Source organism: Subsaximicrobium wynnwilliamsii, from assembly GCF_007997225.1.
Classification (GTDB): domain Bacteria; phylum Bacteroidota; class Bacteroidia; order Flavobacteriales; family Flavobacteriaceae; genus Psychroserpens; species Psychroserpens wynnwilliamsii.
The window spans coordinates 1-1125 of sequence record NZ_VORM01000101.1 but is presented as its reverse complement, the minus strand read 5'-3'; the positions used below and the strand labels follow the sequence as shown (position 1 = coordinate 1125).

2 protein-coding genes are annotated in these 1125 nt (G+C 33.8%); both read left to right on the top strand.

Annotation, left to right across the window (positions count from 1 at the left end):
• A partial coding sequence (locus ESY88_RS21615) for a hypothetical protein (protein WP_223270921.1) occupies positions 1-190 on the top strand: 190 nt, incomplete at its 5' end.
• A 77-nt stretch (positions 191-267) separates the two neighbouring features.
• Complete coding sequence (locus tag ESY88_RS20685; RefSeq protein WP_147088600.1) at positions 268-987, top strand: HNH endonuclease; 720 nt, start codon at positions 268-270, stop codon at positions 985-987.
• The last annotated feature ends 138 nt before the right edge of the window (positions 988-1125 follow it).

Here is a 1125-nt window from a genome sequence, read left to right as displayed (position 1 = left end):
TTTTTTAAACATGGTATTGGATTTAAAATTTAGCTACAAATTAATAAATCTATTACATTTACAGCAAGAACATCCAATCGGAACGGTTCAGGCGGGCTTCCGACCGGTAGGGAGGATTCGTTCAACACCGTATATAAGCTATGGCTTGGTCTGTGCCAATTTGGAAAATCTATGGATTTCCCAAAGTTAGTTTATATTTGGAGAGGTTCGTGCTAAACACGCCACAGCTCATATACATAAACGTTGTGCAACATTTGAGAAAGACATATGGCATTTAATAAAAAAGTAGTAGAAGATTCGCTTATTTCTTGTGGAAGACATTGTTCTTTATGCCATAAATTTTGTGGAACAAAAATTGAACTTCATCATATTAAGCAAAGAAAAGATGGTGGAGAAGATTCTTTTGATAATTGCTTACCATTATGCTTTGACTGTCACGCAGATGTAATGCAGTACAATCCTGACCATCCGAAAGGAAAAAAATATACAGAGTCGGAATTAAAACGTCACCGTAATAATTGGTACGAAAAAGTAAAAAATAGTGAAGGAACTGTTATAACCAATTCAAGTTATTTAAATCTTGATAAGGCAACATTTGAAAGATTAAATGAACTTTTGGATAGTAAAAATTTAATGTATTTCATTAAACAAAATGGATTTTTAGGAGGTTCTTTTCCTGACAAAATATACGAAGACATTTATAAATTTCTTATCGAATGTGAATTACCCGAATTTGAATTTATAGACGCTGATTTGGAAGGATTAAAATCGGAATTGCGTCAAAATATGGAAAAATTAGATGAACTAGTTACCAAACACACATTTGGTGCAGGTATTGGAAAACAAGGAATTCCAAGAGAATGGGAAATGCAAGAACCAGAAAGATTAGACAAAGCAATTGAGGATTTTACAAACCTAACACCAATTGTAACGGAAAACTATGAATCTCTCATTAAATTAGGTCGAAGAAAATTATATACGAATTAAAAAACGTTGCACAATAACTAAGTATTCGGCTCGCCGATAGGCCAGAGCTGAATACTGTGTTGACGAATCCGGTTGATTTGCCGTCTATGGGTAAAACGATGAATTTAAAGAAGGATGGCTGGAGTTTGCGCTGTTATT